The organism is Fictibacillus sp. UD (genome assembly GCF_043558025.1).
Classification (GTDB): Bacteria; Bacillota; Bacilli; order Bacillales; family Fictibacillaceae; genus Fictibacillus.
Map to the genome: position 1 here is coordinate 379,434 of NZ_JARUHH010000001.1, position 18,030 is coordinate 397,463.

Annotated in this window: 16 protein-coding genes; 13 read left to right on the forward strand and 3 right to left on the reverse strand. The window is 38.8% G+C overall.

Annotated features, from left to right (window positions below; genetic code table 11):
- Positions 1 to 30: 30 nt before the first annotated feature.
- Positions 31 to 867, reverse strand: coding sequence for a late competence protein ComER (gene comER / locus P8610_RS01910; protein WP_289495060.1), 837 nt, complete (start codon positions 865 to 867; stop codon positions 31 to 33).
- 93 nt (positions 868 to 960) lie between these two features.
- On the opposite strand from comER, the gene P8610_RS01915 reads away from it, so the two are divergent.
- From P8610_RS01915 to P8610_RS01925, 3 genes are all read left to right on the forward strand, one after another.
- Positions 961 to 1,593 carry a helix-hairpin-helix domain-containing protein gene (locus P8610_RS01915; RefSeq protein WP_394602896.1) on the forward strand — a complete coding sequence of 211 codons (633 nt, stop codon included), beginning with the start codon at positions 961 to 963 and terminating at the stop codon, positions 1,591 to 1,593.
- Between the two features lie 70 nt (positions 1,594 to 1,663).
- On the forward strand, positions 1,664 to 2,125 hold the full coding sequence (locus P8610_RS01920) for a ComE operon protein 2 (protein WP_289495062.1): 462 nt from the start codon (positions 1,664 to 1,666) through the stop codon (positions 2,123 to 2,125).
- Positions 2,122 to 4,410 carry a DNA internalization-related competence protein ComEC/Rec2 gene (locus P8610_RS01925; RefSeq protein ID WP_394602897.1) on the forward strand — a complete coding sequence of 763 codons (2,289 nt, stop codon included), beginning with the start codon at positions 2,122 to 2,124 and terminating at the stop codon, positions 4,408 to 4,410. The genes P8610_RS01920 and P8610_RS01925 overlap by 4 nt, the downstream gene beginning before the upstream one ends.
- Positions 4,411 to 4,453: 43 nt before the next feature.
- Here the strand turns inward: P8610_RS01925 and P8610_RS01930 are convergent, their stop codons facing one another.
- A complete protein-coding gene (locus P8610_RS01930) occupies positions 4,454 to 4,585 on the reverse strand; it encodes a YqzM family protein (protein ID WP_082820577.1) in 132 nt (43 codons plus the stop codon).
- Between the two features lie 288 nt (positions 4,586 to 4,873).
- Here P8610_RS01930 and holA point away from each other — a divergent pair, with 288 nt between their 5' ends.
- On the forward strand, positions 4,874 to 5,899 hold the full coding sequence (gene holA, locus P8610_RS01935) for a DNA polymerase III subunit delta (RefSeq protein WP_394602898.1): 1,026 nt from the start codon (positions 4,874 to 4,876) through the stop codon (positions 5,897 to 5,899).
- A gap of 531 nt (positions 5,900 to 6,430) precedes the next feature.
- On the opposite strand, the gene rpsT is transcribed toward holA, so the two are convergent.
- The gene (rpsT, locus tag P8610_RS01940; RefSeq protein ID WP_066237684.1) at positions 6,431 to 6,697 is read right to left on the reverse strand and encodes a 30S ribosomal protein S20; all 267 of its coding nucleotides are present in this window, start codon (positions 6,695 to 6,697) and stop codon (positions 6,431 to 6,433) included.
- Positions 6,698 to 6,855: 158 nt separating this feature from the next.
- Between rpsT and gpr the strand changes: the two genes are divergently transcribed.
- The 9 genes from gpr (at position 6,856) to prmA (ending at position 18,024) form a co-directional block, all read left to right on the forward strand.
- On the forward strand, positions 6,856 to 7,965 hold the full coding sequence (gpr, locus tag P8610_RS01945; RefSeq protein WP_289495065.1) for a GPR endopeptidase: 1,110 nt from the start codon (positions 6,856 to 6,858) through the stop codon (positions 7,963 to 7,965).
- 70 nt (positions 7,966 to 8,035) lie between these two features.
- Complete coding sequence (locus tag P8610_RS01950; protein WP_394602899.1) at positions 8,036 to 8,386, forward strand: DUF3679 domain-containing protein; 351 nt, start codon at positions 8,036 to 8,038, stop codon at positions 8,384 to 8,386.
- A gap of 450 nt (positions 8,387 to 8,836) precedes the next feature.
- Entirely contained in the window at positions 8,837 to 10,672 is a 1,836-nt protein-coding gene (lepA, locus tag P8610_RS01955) for a translation elongation factor 4 (RefSeq protein WP_394602900.1), read from the forward strand.
- 73 nt (positions 10,673 to 10,745) lie between these two features.
- Positions 10,746 to 11,891, forward strand: a complete 1,146-nt coding sequence (hemW, locus tag P8610_RS01960) for a radical SAM family heme chaperone HemW (RefSeq protein ID WP_394602901.1) — start codon at positions 10,746 to 10,748, stop codon at positions 11,889 to 11,891.
- Between the two features lie 80 nt (positions 11,892 to 11,971).
- Positions 11,972 to 12,997 carry a heat-inducible transcriptional repressor HrcA gene (gene hrcA, locus P8610_RS01965; protein ID WP_394602902.1) on the forward strand — a complete coding sequence of 342 codons (1,026 nt, stop codon included), beginning with the start codon at positions 11,972 to 11,974 and terminating at the stop codon, positions 12,995 to 12,997.
- 26 nt (positions 12,998 to 13,023) lie between these two features.
- Complete coding sequence (gene grpE, locus P8610_RS01970) at positions 13,024 to 13,596, forward strand: nucleotide exchange factor GrpE (protein ID WP_289495070.1); 573 nt, start codon at positions 13,024 to 13,026, stop codon at positions 13,594 to 13,596.
- Between the two features lie 31 nt (positions 13,597 to 13,627).
- Entirely contained in the window at positions 13,628 to 15,460 is a 1,833-nt protein-coding gene (dnaK, locus tag P8610_RS01975; RefSeq protein ID WP_394602903.1) for a molecular chaperone DnaK, read from the forward strand.
- 172 nt (positions 15,461 to 15,632) lie between these two features.
- Complete coding sequence (dnaJ, locus tag P8610_RS01980) at positions 15,633 to 16,745, forward strand: molecular chaperone DnaJ (protein ID WP_289495072.1); 1,113 nt, start codon at positions 15,633 to 15,635, stop codon at positions 16,743 to 16,745.
- A gap of 337 nt (positions 16,746 to 17,082) precedes the next feature.
- On the forward strand, positions 17,083 to 18,024 hold the full coding sequence (gene prmA, locus P8610_RS01985; protein WP_394602904.1) for a 50S ribosomal protein L11 methyltransferase: 942 nt from the start codon (positions 17,083 to 17,085) through the stop codon (positions 18,022 to 18,024).
- The last annotated feature ends 6 nt before the right edge of the window (positions 18,025 to 18,030 follow it).

Below are 18,030 nucleotides of genomic sequence, written 5' to 3' on the forward strand. Positions count from 1 at the left end.
TCATTTGATTGTTTATAATGACAATAAACCTTATTTCAGTTCTTCCTTCACTTCAAACTGCTGACTCACTTTTTCACACTCTTCATAGTATTTTTCATGTGTCCGTTTAATAACATGATCAAACACTTCGTCAACCTCGTTGCTTAAAATCTTTATTCCTTCTCCTGTAATACCGCCCTTTACACACACTTTCTGTATGAGTGTAGGCAATGTGTAAATATCTTTTTCTAGTAATTTTCCCATGCCGATGATCATGTCACTAGCAAGCTGAGTTGCTTGAGCTTTTGTTATGTCTGTTTGATTAACCGCAGAGTTAATGAAACATTGCAGGACGTAGCCTATAAATGCAGGACCGCAGCTAGCGATATCCGAGGAGATCCGAGTTATATTCTCATCAATAACAAGCGGCGTAGAAATATAGGCCATTAATGAAAGGAGCTTCTCCCTATAATCAGAGTGACAATTTTTTCCGAAAGATAGGAGAGATGATCCGGATAATGCTCGGTTATTGATGCTCGGGATGGCTCTGGCAACATTGCATTCTACTACATCTTCAAGCTGTTCACAGGAAATAGGACTTGTGATCGACACGACTAACTGATGTTTAGAAATATTGTTTTTGTTGGTAGACAGCAGCGAATAAAATTCATGTGGTTTTACACAAATAAATACAATTTCAGCAAAACGAAAAACTTCTTCAGGTGTTTTTCCGATTCTCATTTTAGGATAGGCGTTCTGCAGCCTCTCCGCTTTCGACAGGGTGCGGTTAGTAACCATCAGCCTAGATGGTGAAACGGCTGAAGATTCGATAAAAGAAGAAGCAAGAACGCTTCCCATATTTCCGGTTCCGATAATTCCAACCTTCATACCTGAACCTCCTTCCTCTACCTTAAAATCTATGCACACGATGTTTTGAATATGATTTTTGCGTAGTTCAAGCTTATCTAAGTAGGTGAAATAATGGAGAAAATTAAAGAACATCTGAATGGAATCATTGGCATAGGTATCGTCTTTCTACTCGTAATAAGTTTATCTTTATTCAATTATTTCAAAAGCGAGGAAAATATTCCGATAACATCTCAAATACCTGCACATAATGAACCCGTAATAAAGATTTCTGACACGCCTAAGCAAGAGGAAATAGATGAGAATAAAGAAGTACAAGATATTATGGTCGATGTTCAAGGAAGTGTTAAGAATCCTGGTGTATATAAAATGAGAGATGGAGACCGCGTGATGCATGCTATTCAAAAGGCGGGCGGTTTCCAAGAGCAAGCAGAGCTTCGTTCCGTTAATCAGGCTATGAAAATATCTGATGAGATGATTGTTTATGTTGCTTCAAAAGGAGAGGAATATGAAGTTCAGAGGGAAGAAGGAAGCAATGGGTCTCAAACTAGCGGTTTAATAAACATTAATTCTGCTGATGAAGCCTTGCTGCAAACGTTAAACGGCGTAGGTCCTGCCAAAGCACAAAGTATCATCACATATCGAGAAGAACATGGACCATTTACTTCAATAGAACAATTAATGGAAGTTAGGGGTATTGGAGAAAAGACGATCGAACAATGGAAAGATAAAATCAGTTTTCAGTAATGGTTTTTATTGACCCTATAAATAACGGGGTCTACACTAGTGTTATACAAAATAGAGGAGGCGGTTGGTGTTGCAGCGAATTTCCTGGAATGAATATTATATGGCACAAAGTCAGTTGCTTGCTCTGCGGAGTACCTGTACGAGGCTAGCGGTGGGCGCAACAATTGTTAGAGATAAACGGATTATCGCGGGTGGATATAACGGTTCTATCTCAGGTGGAGTGCACTGTATTGACGAAGGTTGTTACGTTATTGATGGCCACTGTGTAAGGACAATACATGCTGAAATGAACGCTCTTTTGCAATGCGCAAAGTTCGGAGTGCCGACTGAAGGTGCTGAGATGTATGTAACCCATTTTCCTTGTTTGCATTGCTGCAGATCTATTATCCAAAGCGGTATAAAAAAGATCTATTATGGTGAAGATTACAAAAACCATCCGTACAGCATTGAACAGTTTAAAGAAGCGGGTGTGATTGTAGAAAAAGTTGAAATGAAAACCCCTCCTGCAGCCTTTATCACGAACGAAGCATGAATCCTCGATACGCCGTCTTAAGTGCACTTGTTGCGCTATGTGGAATTTGGCTGTCAAAATATCAAACGGTAACCGGAATTGCAGGTACTGCTTTTCTGGTTATCGTAATAGTTATTCAGATTAAAAGAAAATCCCTTCTTATCCTCTGTTTCCTCCCACTCTTTTTTATTTATTCTCAATATGATTTGAAGCACAGCAAATCTAAAATACCTCATGATCAAATGATATTCACTGGTCAAATAAACACCATCCCAAAAATTGACGGAAAGATGCTCCGTTTTCATTATGAAACAAACAACGAAACTATAGTTGTTCAACACAAAATGAAATCTTCAATTGAAAAAGAACAACTGAGCAATCTAGAAATTAATATGACATGCATGCTAAAAGGAAACCTGAAAGAACCTGAACAAAAAAGTCATTTTTACGGAATGGATTATCCCGAGTACTTAAAAAATAAGGATATATATTGGATCCTTGAGACTAGGGATTTTAATCTTGATCATTGTCAGATGAAGAATAAGCTAGATTTTCAAGATAAGATAAAAGTATGGAGAAGCAGGGCGATTCAACAAATCGAAAGTCAATTTTCAAAAAACACGGCCGGTCTAATGAATGCACTTCTTTTTGGCTATAGGGATGGCATAGAATCAGGAACTCTTCAAGCCTATCAGAGGCTGGGCTTGACACATCTTTTAGCTGTATCAGGATTTAATGTTGGTATCGTTTCATTTATTTTATATTTCTTCTTTGTACGAGTGGGTATTGTGAAAGAATTCGCCTACTTAATCATCATTTTTTTCTTGCCGGTTTACATTGTATTAACCGGAGGAGAGAGTTCTATCATTCGAGCTGGTTTGATGGGGATAATTGTGATGCTGGTCATGATGTTTAGAAAAAAGGTTAGCCCAGCGACTCTTCTGTCAGGTGTTTGCATAGGAATGCTGGTATATCATCCCTCTTATAGCTTTGAACTAGGGTTTCAGCTTTCCTTTTTAATGACCTTCGTCTTAATTACCTCAATCTCATTATTCCAAGGCAGATCCTACATCAGTTTGCTGATCATGACATCTTTTATGTGTTCTTTATTTTCTTTTCCTATCATTCTCTATCATTTTTACGAGTTTTCAATATGGTCTATTCCTTTTAACATGATCTACATACCATTTGTATCTTTTGTGCTGCTCCCTATTTCTTTTGTTGCGCTTGTTCTTTCTTTTAGTGTACCTGGGGTAATTTCACACGTTTCATTTTTCATTGAATTTGTCTTCGGATTTTCTGTAACCCTCCTTACTTATGCTCAATCATTAAAAGGAAGTATCGTTCTTGGTCGTCCAGCTACGTGGTTATTTGTATTTTATTTTATATCTATATTTTATTTTTTTTATAAATGGGAGGTAAATAAGCGATTTCAATTACAATTAGCCATACCCTTTTTGCTTATAATTTTGATACACACCTTTATCCCTTATTTCAATTCAAAGGCGACTGTAACCTTTTTAAACGTTGGTCAAGGAGACAGTATTTTAATAGAATTACCTTATAGAAAAGCTGTCTATTTAATTGATACAGGCGGAACAATTTCTTTTGATAAAGAGGACTGGGAAAAACGAGAAGAAGAGTATGATGTTACGAAAGAAGTTGTACTTCCTTTCTTAAAAGCTAAGGGAATAAGGGAAATAGACGGGATGATCATTAGCCATGGAGATATGGATCATGCTGGCGGGGCAATATTTTTACTGGAAGATTTCAAGGTTAACACTGTTTATTTGCCGCTTAATCAAAGTGATAATGAACTAGAAGAAACGATTCAGATTGCTGCTCAAGCGAAAGATATCGAACTAATCAGGTTAAGTAAAGGTATGCAATGGGGAACCGATCAGACTTTCTTTTACGTATTGCATCCGGGTTCCAGTCCTTACTCCTCTAACAACGGCTCTATTGTTTTATGGGTTAATCTTTTTAATCAGCGTTTCCTTTTTACAGGTGATCTTGAAAAAGAAGGAGAAGCTGAAATCATGTACAATTTTAATGATCTGCATGCAGACGTTCTCAAAATAGGCCACCATGGAAGTGCGACTTCGTCTACTGATGACTTTCTAAAAAAACTATCACCGCAATATGCGATTATCTCGGCGGGGAAAAATAATATCTATGGCCATCCTGCTCATGAGGTTGTAGAACGGTTGAAACACGAAAGAATCGAGATCTACCGAACGGACCAACATGGTGATATATCATTTGAAGTTGGAAAAGAGAGTTTGAAAATAAGAACATCACAATAAAAAAGGACCGAATGCAATTCGCGATTCGGTCCTTTTTTATGTATTATGCAATTGCTTTTAGAATGACTCCGATGGCGAAAATAACTGTGAAGAATCCAAATGATACGACAAAGCCCATGCCGGAATCTATAAGGTCGTTACGCTTGCTCTGTACATCTTTCTCAAAATGGTTCATGTGACAACCCTCCTAATCCATTTTTAGTATACGTTATCATTTTTGAAAAATCCATACTGAAAATGCTTTCTTTTATTCCTTTTATCAAAAACTTACCAGAGATGAGATTCGTTGTCACCAATAATATAAAAATGCATAGGATATCCTAATTAAAGCTAACCGTAAACGATAGGCTCGTTTAGGTGTTAGTGTTTATCATAAATGAAGGAACAGGCATATTGCTCTGTTCCTTCTTTTGCTTGCAAATGCCGTTAGTTCACCATAGGATTATAAGGAGAGGTGAAAAAGGTGCTAACAGTTGAATCATTAAAAAAGAGAATTAAAAATAAAGAGATGTCTCCGATCTATCTCATTTGGGGAACAGAGCTTTATTTAGCAGAAGATGCTATACAAACCATAACAAGCCTCTTGTCTCCTGACGAGAAGGACTTTAACTTGAGCGTACATAACCTGGATGAGATCTCCGTTCAGGAAGTGATTGAAGATGCAGAGACGATGCCTTTTTTAGGGGACCGTCGAGTTGTAGTCATGAAAAATGCTGCATTTTTAACTGCTGTCAAAGAAAAGACAAAAATAGAACACGACTATAAAGTATTTGAACATTACATACAAAACCCTGCTGATTATACAATTTTAATTATTGCAGTACCCTATGAAAAGCTGGATGAACGCAAAAAGATCGTTAAACAGCTAAAAACACAAGCAGAAGTCATTCAAGTTTCCCAGCTTAGCAATGATACTGCAGAAAAATGGCTACAAAAAGAGGCGGTGAATTTAGGGGTTTCAATCGATGGTGAAGCCATCCGGCTTCTTCTTTCAAGACTGGGTACACATATGGCAGTATTGGCAAAAGAGATGGAGAAAATGGCTCTCTTTGTAGGTGAGAATGGGGTTATTACAAAGGAAACAGTGGATTCATTAGTTGCTAGAACACTTGAAGATGATGTGTTTGGGCTTGTGGATCACGTTGTTCATAAAAAGACAGAACAAGCGCTAAGAAGTTTTTATGATCTTATGAAACAGAATCAGGAGCCCATACAGATTCACGCATTAATTACGAGGCAATTTCGAATGATTAACGGAGTAAAAGAGCTGCAAAAGAAAGGATACGGCGAGAAACAGATTGCTTCTTCCCTAAAATTGCATCCTTACGCAGTAAAGCTGGCTTCAAAGCATGCTAATCGATTTCATGAAGAATTTCTAAGGAACTGTCTGAATGAATTTGCGGAAACGGATTATAAATTAAAAACAGGTCAGATGGATAAAACGCTTTTACTGGAGATGGAGATTGTAAAACTTTCACAAGGTTCATAAGAAGCTACAATTCCACGTTAGGTTCTTAATCTGAATAAAGAGCCACATTCTTTTGCACAATGATCATATGTAAGGCACGGATGGTGCCTAAAATTAGCTACGATCATGAACCTTGAGCAACTTTTAAAAGCCGTAAAATTAATTTATGGGCCCTTAAAAAGTTTTATAGTCCTTCAAATTATTTTATAGTCCCTCCGCAAATTTTATAGTCCCTCTTATAGTCCCTCAAAACTTTTTATTGGCTTTTCGACAATCGGCAAACAAAACAACGCCTCACAAATTTGCCTTGCCCGAAAATGCTAATTAAACAATTAAAAAGACTGCCATTATACTAAACGTAAATGCCAGCCTTTTCTATGTAGTGAGACCCCTTTTCATCAGTTGAAAAGGGTTTTTTTGTACTTTCTGCCTAAAGTCAGAGAAAAACCAGCTCATATTAGGTTAGAGCTGGCTCAAAAAAAATGATTTTTTAGGCAAAATAAAAAAACGACCTATTGGTGTAAGGCCGTTTTTCGGGTTTCATCCTTCAATTTATGCGTTAACACCGTTTAAAGCCTTAGCAAGACGAGACTTTTGGCGAGAAGCTGCATTTTTGTGGATAAGTCCTTTGTTTGCTGCTTTGTCAATCTTCTTAGAAGCAGTAACAAAAGCTGCTTGAGCACCTTCTGCATTGTTTGAAGCTGCTAGTACTTCAAAGTTTTTGATAGCAGTACGCATGCCAGACTTAAGTGAAGCGTTGTGAGCACGACGCTTTTCGTTCGTTTTTACACGTTTAATCGCTGATTTAATATTAGCCAATCCATTCACCTCCCTAAATGAACCATGAGCAACAAAATTACTTTCCGTTGCAAAAAATAGGACACAAAGTATTCTATCAAAATCGCCCTTTAAATGCAATACAAGAATGAAAAGGAAGAGTTGCGGCAAAAATACATGATAAAGGATGGTGGTAGATTATGGGTAAAGATTTAGATCTACAAGCCTATTCAGTTCGAACTGATTTGGCGATTGAAGCTCACGATATGCTGGTAAAAGAAGATGCGGCCGTTAATAAGAGTACTCTTGAGGGCGTCATTATACATGAAAAAGACAGAGATGGTATCAAGTGTGTACGAGTTGAAATCGATGAAAAGGGTGCAGAAACAACAGGTAAAAAAGCGGGGGTATATATAACTTTTGAAGTTCAAGGAATTCGTGAAAAAGATTCAAAGCTCCAAGAAAGAGTTCAAGAAGTTTTTGCACACGATTTTAATCAGTTTTTAAATGAACAAGGTGTAAAAAAAGATGATACTTGCTTAGTCGTGGGTCTAGGCAACTGGAATGTAACACCAGACTCACTAGGTCCTCTTGTTGTTGAAAACTTAACAATCACGAAGCACCTTTTTGAATTAGCTCCTGAAAACGTTGAAGAAGGATTCAGACCCGTATGTGCGATCTCTCCGGGAGTAATGGGTATTACAGGGATTGAAACAAGCGATATTATTGATGGCATCGTAAAAAGGGTGAACCCTGATTTTGTAATCGCAATCGATGCTTTAGCATCACGATCAATTGAGAGGGTAAACGCTACGATTCAAGTTTCTAATACTGGGATTCATCCGGGTTCAGGCGTTGGCAACAAACGTAAAGAACTGAGCAAAGAAACACTAGGTATTCCGGTTATATCTATAGGTATCCCAACCGTTGTTGATGCAGCAACCATTACAAGTGATACAATTGATTTTATCTTAAAACACTTCGGGCGGGAGATGAACGAGAAAGACAAACCTTCCAAATCTCTTTTGCCTGCTGGCATGACGTTTGGAGAAAAGAAAGTATTAACCGATGATGACATGCCTGAAGAAGGTCACCGCAAATCATTTTTAGGTATTGTCGGCGTGTTAGAGGACGACGAAAAGCTTCGGTTGATTCGTGAAGTTTTAGCACCACTTGGACATAATTTAATGGTTACGCCAAAGGAAGTGGATGTGTTTATAGAAGATATGGCGAACGTTCTTGCCAATGGATTAAACACCGCTCTTCACGGTGGAATCGATCAAGGGAACACATCATCCTATACACATTAAGTTTTATAGTCATGTTTGGACAAGCTTGTGCATAAATTTAAATTGTATATCCCCACGTGGAGGAAAAATCATGGCAAAATTTATGTTAAAGTGTTTCGGACTGGTAATTATACTTTTATTTGGGGTCTTATTTGGTATTCAAAAAGCGCATTTTGAAATGGATGAATTAAAGACGCCATCTCTAAAGAGTATTGAATCTTTATCATCAACATCACAAAATCAATCTAAAACAACAGAAGCTGAGACCGTAACGAGTCATGATATTAAAACAAAACAAGAAACGTTAAATAAAATTGATTCTTTTAATGTGTTTTCTGCACTGGGTCAAAATCTTACATCATGGATTTCTTCAGCTTTTAGTGTCATGATCTCTGTTTTCGGTATTATCATACAGGAGATGTTAGCAGTCTTTTCGCCATAAGAACCATGAAGGATTTTTTCCTTTAGAGGTTCTTTTTATTTGTTTTGCTTGTGGCAGAGAGATTTTCTCGTTTTATTTAAAAGGCTATTTTCGCAAGCTTTGTTGCTCTTGAAGGTAGTTGATTTCCGTTCCAGGTGCTCGCTTTCCGCGGGGCAGGCGGTGAGCCACATTCGTAACGTTTCACTTATAAGTGTCTCACCTGCCCGCCTGTCCCGCAGGAGTCTCACACCTTACACTCCAATCAACTTGTCATAGAAGAGAATTGAACAAAACTCTTCCAAAGCAACAATCCTTTAGAAAAGAGCCATTTAATATGAATGGTATTTGGGTAATTTATGAAAATAAAGATGTGCTAATCGTAATTTTATTAGGTTGTCATTGAAACAGGTACCTTGTATTGCTATAATCAAAGCTAGTGACTTTTCCTAAAATTGTAGGAGTGAACGTATAATGAATAGAGAAGAAAAATTAAAAAGACAAGCTAAGATACGAAACTTTTCCATCATTGCTCATATTGACCATGGGAAATCTACATTAGCTGACAGAATTTTGGAAGAAACAAGTGCTCTAACACAGCGTGAGATGAAAGAACAGCTGTTAGACTCAATGGATCTAGAACGTGAACGTGGAATTACGATTAAATTAAATGCCGTTCAGCTTCAATATAAAGCAAAAGATGGTGAGATTTATACGTTCCACTTGATTGATACCCCGGGACACGTAGACTTTACATACGAGGTTTCTAGAAGCTTAGCAGCTTGTGAGGGAGCGTTGCTTATTGTAGATGCCGCTCAGGGTATTGAAGCGCAAACGTTAGCAAACGTATACTTGGCTCTTGAGAATGATCTTGAGATCTTGCCAGTTATCAACAAGATCGATCTTCCGAGTGCTGAGCCAGAAAGAGTACGCCAAGAGATTGAAGATGTTATCGGACTGGATGCTTCAGAAGCAGTACTTGCTTCAGCGAAAGCAGGTATTGGTATTCAAGATATTCTAGAACAGATTGTAGCAAAAGTACCAGCTCCTCCAGGTGATCCTGAGGGACCTCTTAAAGCGCTTATCTTTGACTCTCTTTATGATCCATATAGAGGCGTAGTAACGTATATTCGTGTGGCTGAAGGTACAGTTAAGGTCGGCGATAAAATTAGAATGATGGCAACTGGAAAAGAGTTTGAGGTGCTTGAACTCGGAGTATTCACTCCTAAAGCGGTTCAAAAAGACTTTTTAACAGTTGGTGATGTTGGTTTCTTAACAGCTTCTATCAAAAACGTTGGGGATACTCAAGTCGGGGATACGATAACAAGTGCAGTTAAAGGCGCATCTGAACCTCTACCTGGTTATAGAAAGATGAACCCAATGGTATATTGCGGACTATATCCAGTAGACACTGCAAAATATAACGACCTGCGTGAAGCGTTAGAACGACTTGTGTTGAATGATTCTGCTCTTCAATATGAGCCTGAGACTTCTCAAGCCCTTGGCTTTGGATTCCGGTGTGGATTCTTAGGACTTCTTCATATGGAGATCATTCAAGAACGTATTGAACGTGAATTTAATATTGACCTTATCGCAACAGCACCAAGCGTTATTTATAACGTTACGATGACGGACGGTGAAAAAATAATCGTCGATAACCCTGCTAATATGCCTGAAGCACAGAAGATTTCTGTCGTTGAAGAACCATATGTTAAAGCTTCAATCATGACACCTAACGATTATGTTGGGACAATTATGGAGATCTGCCAAAAGAAACGCGGCATCTTCATGACGATGGATTATTTAGAAAACAATCGCGTAAACGTTCTTTACGAGATTCCGCTTTCTGAGATCGTTTATGATTTCTTTGATCAGTTAAAATCTAGTACAAAAGGGTACGCATCTCTTGATTATGAGTTGATTGGTTATAAACCATCAAAGCTGGTTAAGATGGAAATATTGCTGAACAATGAAAAGATTGATGCCTTGTCTGTTATTGTTCATAAAGACTTCGCGTATGAGCGCGGTAAAGTAGTAGTTGAAAAGCTAAAAGAATTGATTCCGCGTCAACAGTTTGAAGTGCCAATACAAGCTGCAATTGGTCAGAAGATTGTCGCTCGTTCAAACATTAAGGCATTAAGAAAGAACGTTTTAGCTAAGTGTTACGGCGGGGATATCTCGCGTAAACGTAAGCTTTTAGATAAACAAAAAGAAGGTAAAAAGCGTATGAAGACAATCGGTCGAGTAGATGTACCTCAAGAAGCGTTTATGGCCGTTCTTCGTATGGATGATACAAACAACAACAAATAAAAGCTGTTTTAAGACCGCGAAGGCAATTTTAGCGGTCTTTCCTAATTTATGAGAATAAAAGGCGGTGAACATCGTGCTTAAAGCGGCATACCTTCATATCCCATTCTGTGTCCAGATTTGTAACTATTGTGATTTTAATAAGATTTTTATTCATCAACAGCCAGTAGATGAATATTTAGCGTCTATGAAAAAAGAGATGCTGAATACGACGTCCAGGTTTAAGAACTATGAAATGGAGACGATTTTCGTAGGAGGGGGAACGCCTACTTCTCTAAGTGAAGATCAATTGAAAACTTTCTTAAATGATGTAAACGAAGTGTTTGGAAACAAATACTTAAAAGAATTCACAGTTGAGGCAAATCCAGAACAAACAACAAAAGAAAAAATCGCAGTTTTAAAAGATAATGGGGTTAACAGGCTGAGTATCGGCGTGCAGGCGTTTCAATCCTCTTTGTTAAAAAAATTAGGTCGGACACATAACAGAGAAGATGTGTATTCAACTGTTGCTGAAGCTAAAGTTGCAGGAATTCACAATATGTCGATTGATTTGATGTTTGGTTTGCCAGGACAAACGATGGATATGTTCAAGAAGTCAGTAGACGAGGCACTGGCACTTGATGTTCCGCACATATCGTCTTATTCATTGCAGATTGAAAAGAAAACTGTATTTTATAATCTAGCCCAAAAAGGTAAGCTCGTCTTGCCAGAGCAAGAGCTTGAAGCCGCAATGTATGAATATTTAATTGAGACTCTTGATAAAAAAGGGTTCAAGCAATATGAGATCAGCAATTTTGCAGTTCCTGGGTTTGAGAGCAAACATAATCTCCAATACTGGAATAATAACGAATATTTTGGGATTGGTGCAGGAGCCCATAGTTATGTTGAGGGGACGAGAAGAAGAAATGCGGGTCCATTAAAACAATATATGAACTTAATCGAGGAACAAGGTTTTCCTTATATCGAAGAACATCAAGTACCTATAGCTGAAAAGATGGAAGAAGAAATGTTCATGGGTCTTCGTAAAGAAGAAGGTGTTTCTGATAAGACGTTTATGAATCGTTATGGCAGATCCATGTTTGATATTTATAAAGAACCCATTCAAAGACTCATTCAAAAAGGTTGGCTGGAACAGAGGGAAGACACTCTTCTTTTAACAAAGGATGGAAGACCTTTAGGCAACGAAGTCTTTCAAGAATTTATTGGTGTAGTTTTAGATTGACAACGAAGAGTACCTTTTGGTAACTTATATTATAGATTTAGCACTCGCTCTTTAAGAGTGCTAACAAATGGGGTGATGGTATGTTAACGGAACGTCAACTCTTTATTCTGCGTGTTTTAATAGATGACTATATTAAGCATGTTGAGCCTGTAGGTTCCCGTACAATTTCTAAGCGAGAGGACATTACCTACAGTCCCGCAACCATTCGAAATGAACTTGCGGATTTGGAGGATCTTGGATTCTTAGAAAAAACCCATACATCATCTGGTAGAATACCGTCTGAAAAAGGTTATCGTTTTTATGTAGATCATCTTCTACCTTCTCTTTTCATGAAGGAAAGTGAGATTGGACATTCAGAACTTTTATTCACAGAAAAAGTTCAGGAGGCAGAAGCGTTATTTGATCAATCTGCTAAAATTCTATCAGATCTGACCAATTATACATCTGTTGTTTTAGGGCCTAACGCCCTAGATATGAAGCTCAAACACATGCAGATCATTCCGATATCGTCTCAGATGGCTGTTGCTATTTTCGTAACGAACACCGGACATGTTGAAAACAGACAGATCGTTCTACCTGAAACAATTGAACCGTCTGAACTTGAGAAGCTCGTGAATATTTTGAACGAAAGACTTGCAGGGGTTAGATTGATAGAGCTGAACACACGTATTCAAAAAGAACTTTCAGCTGTGTTTAAAAAACATCTCCGAGATTATCAAAACATGGGAGTTTTCCTTGATCAGCTTCTATTATGGAGTAAGAAAGAAAAGCTTTTTTATGGCGGGAAAACAAACATGCTTTCTCAACCGGAATTCCGTGATCTTGATAAGGTTAGACCGCTACTCGACTTTTTGGAAACGCGTGATCTAATGGAAAAGCTTGTTTCCTCTACTGATAAGGGTCTAACAATTCGGATTGGTACAGAGAATGAGCATGAAGCCATGAAAAACTGCAGTGTGATAAATGCTTCCTATACCATGCATGGCAAACATATAGGAACCATTTCATTAATCGGTCCAACGAGAATGGAATACAAGAAAGTTATTTCGCTGCTAGATTCGTTATCCAAGGAAATGACAAATCGATTAAACGGTTTTTCTAATTAATTGTATTAGTTTAGGGAGGTGAAAGCATGAACAAAGAGGATATCACTCAAGATCAATCACAGACAGATGTGAATGAAGAAGTGGCGGAAACTGAAGAAGTTGTTGAAGAATCAGCAGAATCTTCAACGGAGGAAACTCTTAGTGAGGAACAGCTACGTATCTCAGAATTAGAAGCAAAACTTGAGGAAGCTAGTCAAAAGAATCTTCGTTTGCAAGCGGATTACGATAATTTCCGTCGCCGTACAAGAGAAGAACAGGCAGCGAGCCTTAAATATAAATCTCAAAGTCTTTTAGAACAGTTATTACCTGCACTCGATAACTTTGAGCGTGCTTTGAAGACTGAAGCTACGAACGAGCAAACCAAAACGCTAATCCAAGGGATGGAAATGGTTTATCGTCAGTTGGCAGATGCTCTGAAACAAGAGGGATTGACAGAAATTCCGTCAGTTGGTCAAACATTTGACCCGAACTTGCACCAAGCTGTAATGCAAGTAGAGGATTCTGAATTTGAATCCAACACGGTTATTGAGGAATTGCAAAAAGGTTACCTGTTAAAAGATCGAGTAATTCGACCAGCAATGGTAAAAGTAAACGCTTAAGAACTACATATGAATGATGGAGGGAAAAAACATGAGTAAAATCATCGGTATTGACTTAGGTACAACAAACTCTTGTGTAGCTGTTATGGAAGGTGGAGAAGCGGTTGTAATTCCTAATCCGGAAGGAAACCGTACAACACCATCAGTAGTAGCATTCAAAGACGGAGATCGTTCAGTTGGGGAAGTTGCAAAGCGTCAGGCTGTAACGAACCCGAATACAATCATGTCGATCAAGCGTTATATGGGAACTGACCATAAAGAAACGGTTGAAGGTAAAGATTACACTCCACAAGAAATCTCTGCGATCATCTTGCAAAAATTAAAGTCTCATGCAGAAGACTATCTTGGAGAAAAAGTTGAAAAAGCGGTTATTACAGTGCCTGCTTATTTCAATGATGCACAGCGTCAAGCAACTAAAGATGCTGGACAAATCGCAGGACTTCAAGTTGAGCGTATCGTAAACGAGCCTACAGCAGCTGCTTTAGCTTACGGTCTTGAAAAAGACGAAGACCAAACGATTCTAGTATTTGACCTTGGTGGTGGTACGTTTGACGTATCTATCCTTGAACTAGGCGATGGTTTCTTTGAAGTAAAAGCTACTTCTGGAGATAACAAGCTTGGTGGAGATGATTTTGACCAAGTAATCATCGACCACTTAGTTAGCGAATTCAAGAAAGAGAACGGCATTGACCTTTCTAAAGATAAAATGGCACTTCAGCGTTTGAAGGATGCAGCTGAGAAAGCGAAGAAAGATCTTTCTGGTGTAACATCTACTCAAATCTCATTGCCGTTTATTACTGCGGACGCTTCTGGACCTAAGCACTTAGAGTTAAACTTATCTCGAGCAAAATTTGAAGATCTTTCTTCAGACTTAGTTGAGCGCACTATGGGACCTACTCGTCGAGCACTTCAAGATGCTGGAATGTCACCTTCTGATCTTGATAAAGTAATTCTTGTCGGTGGATCTACTCGTATCCCTGCTGTGCAAGAAGCGATCAAGAAGTTTACGGGCAAAGAGCCTCATAAAGGTGTAAACCCTGATGAAGTTGTAGCACTAGGTGCAGCTATTCAAGGTGGAGTGCTTGCTGGTGATGTAAAGGATGTTGTTCTTCTAGATGTAACACCACTTTCATTAGGTATCGAAACAATGGGTGGAGTATTTACTAGATTGATCGATCGTAACACGACGATCCCAACTTCAAAATCCCAAGTATTTTCAACGGCTGCTGACAACCAAACATCTGTTGATATCCATGTTCTTCAAGGAGAGCGTGAGATGGCAGCGCACAATAAAACGCTTGGAAGATTCCAGTTATCTGAAATCCCACCAGCACCGCGTGGAGTGCCTCAAATCGAAGTAAGCTTTGACATCGATGCGAACGGGATTGTAAACGTACGTGCAAAAGATCTAGGAACGAATAAAGAGCAATCCATCACGATTAAATCTTCTACAGGACTTTCTGACGAAGAGATCGATCGCATGGTAAAAGACGCTGAAGAAAATGCTGAAGCGGATAAGAAGAAACGTGAAGAGATCGACACTAGAAATGAAGCGGATCAGCTTGTATTCACAGTTGATAAAACGTTGAAAGACCTTGAAGGTAAAGTAGACGAAGCTGAAGTGAAGAAAGCTGAAGAAGCTAAAGAGAGCTTGAAAAAGGCCCTTGAAGGTGACGATATTGAAGCGATTAAGAAAGAAAAGGACGCATTGAGCGAAATCGTTCAACAGCTTTCTGTTAAACTTTATGAGCAAGCAGCTCAACAAGCTCAAGCTCAACAAGGCGATGCAGAAGGACAATCAACGAAGAATGATGACAACATCGTTGACGCTGATTATGAAGAAGTAAACGACGACAAAAAGTAATTTTTAGCAGATAAAAGTCAAAGTCAGGTCATCTTGACTTTGACTTTTTTTCTGAGTTGACGATGAGAACATCGGACTTAAGACCGTAACAAAACCTTTGCAGTTTTCGTCTTGAGTCAGGTGGTATTCAATGGTAAGATAACTTTTATGTGAGAAATCGGGAGTGTCCTATATGAGTAAACGAGATTATTACGAAGTACTTGGATTAGATAAAAACGCCTCAGGTGATGAGGTAAAAAAAGCATACCGTAAACTTGCCAGAAAGTATCACCCAGATGTAAATAAAGAGGCAGATGCGGAAACGAAATTTAAAGAAGTTAAAGATGCATATGAAACGTTGAGCGATCCTCAAAAGAAAGCTCACTATGATCAATTTGGCCATACGGATCCAAATCAAGGATTCGGTGGAGGTGGAGCTGGTTTTGACGGCTTTGGCGATATATTTGATATGTTTTTCGGCGGTGGCGGAGGAAGACGAAATCCGAATGCTCCCCGCCAAGGTAATGACCTTCAGTACGGACTGCGTCTTTCTTTTGAAGAAGCTGTGTTCGGAAAGGAAACCGATATTCAGATTCCTACAGAAGAGTCGTGTGCTACTTGTCACGGATCAGGTGCAAAGCCTGGAACAAAACCGGAAACGTGCTCACATTGTAATGGCAGCGGCCAGCTGAATGTTGAACAAAACACACCTTTTGGCCGAATTGTAAACAGAAGAGTATGTAACCATTGCAGTGGTAAAGGAAAGATTATTAAAGAAAAATGTAATACATGCCATGGTGCAGGAAAAGTACGCAAAAACAAGAAAATCTCAGTTAAAGTACCTGCTGGTGTTGATAATGGTCAGCAGATCCGTATGTCTGGGCATGGAGAACCAGGCGTGAACGGCGGACCTGCAGGTGATCTTTATGTGGTGTTCCAAGTAGCAGATCATGAGTTCTTCGAGCGTGATGGAGATGATATCCTGTGCGAGATGCCATTGACGTTTTCTCAAGCAGCTCTGGGAGATGAAATAGAAGTCCCAACCTTGTACGGGAAAGTTAAGCTGAAGATTCCAGCAGGAACACAAACAGGAACTCATTTCCGCTTAAGAGGAAAAGGTGTGAAAAATGTTCATGGAAGAGGTCAAGGTGACCAGCATATTCAAGTGAAAGTCATAACACCTAAAAATCTTACCGAGAAACAAAAACAGCTGCTGCGTGACTTCTCAGAGATCAGCGGAAGCCTGCCAGATGAACAACAAGATGGATTTTTCGATAAAGTAAAGCGCGCGTTCAAAGGCGACTAAACAAACTCAGCATTCGAGTAACTTATTAACTTACTCGGATGCATTTAATTGTTCTTTTTTAATTTAAATGCTCTTTCTAAAAGATTGTTGCTTAAGGTATTACTTTGTATTATTCTCATCATTGACAAGTTGATTGGAGCGTAAGGTGAGAGACTCCTGCGGGATGAGTGGGGCAGGTGAGACTCCTAACAGCATAGAGCGCTAGGAGGCTCACCGCACACCCCGCGGAAAGCGAACACCTTGAGCGGAAATCAACTACTTTCAATAGCAACAAAGTTTTACGAAAACAGTCTATTTAAAATATCTAAAAGCCAAACTAACTAACGGAGTTGATATGATGAAATGGTCAGAGATTAGCATCCACACTACTCAGGAAGCTGTTGAACCAGTATCGAATATTTTACATGAGGCAGGAGCAAGCGGAGTTGTGATTGAGGATGTTGATGACCTCTCTAAAGAGCGTCAATCCGTATTTGGCGAAATCTATCAGCTGAATCCATCTGATTATCCTTCTGAAGGGGTTATTTTAAAAGCGTACTTACCTGTAAATAGTTTTTTAGGTGAAACGGTCGAAGAGATCAAACAAGCGATTACGAATCTTGTTAAGTACGATATTGATATTGGGGCAAACACGATATCTATTTCAGAAGTGAATGAAGAAGAATGGGCAACTGCTTGGAAAAAATATTATAAGCCGGTAAAAATCTCAAAGAGAATTACAATTACCCCTACTTGGGAAGACTACAAGCCTGTAAATTCTGATGAACTTATAATCGAATTAGATCCTGGGATGGCTTTTGGTACGGGAACACACCCTACAACTGTTATGAGCTTACAGGCTATCGAAAAATATATCAAAGAAGGCGATTCTGTTATTGATGTTGGAACAGGATCAGGAGTTTTAAGTATCGCGTCTGCTATGTTAGGTGCAAAACAAATTGAAGCTTATGACCTTGATGAAGTAGCAGTGAACTCTGCCCGTTTAAATGTGAAGCTGAATAAGGTTCATACAAAAGTCCATGTAGACCAGAATGATCTCTTAAAAGGCATTGATGGTCCAGTCGATCTTGTTGTAGGAAACCTTTTGGCTGAAATCATTCTATTATTTGTCGAAGATACAGCAAAAGCATTGAAGCCGGGCGGATACTTTATTACATCAGGTATTATACAAGGTAAAAAACGCGATGTGAAAGAAAAGTTAGAACAACAAGGCTTTACCATCGTAGAAGTTCTAGAAATGGAAGATTGGGTAGCGATCGTTGCTCAAAATCAGAAATAAGATGAT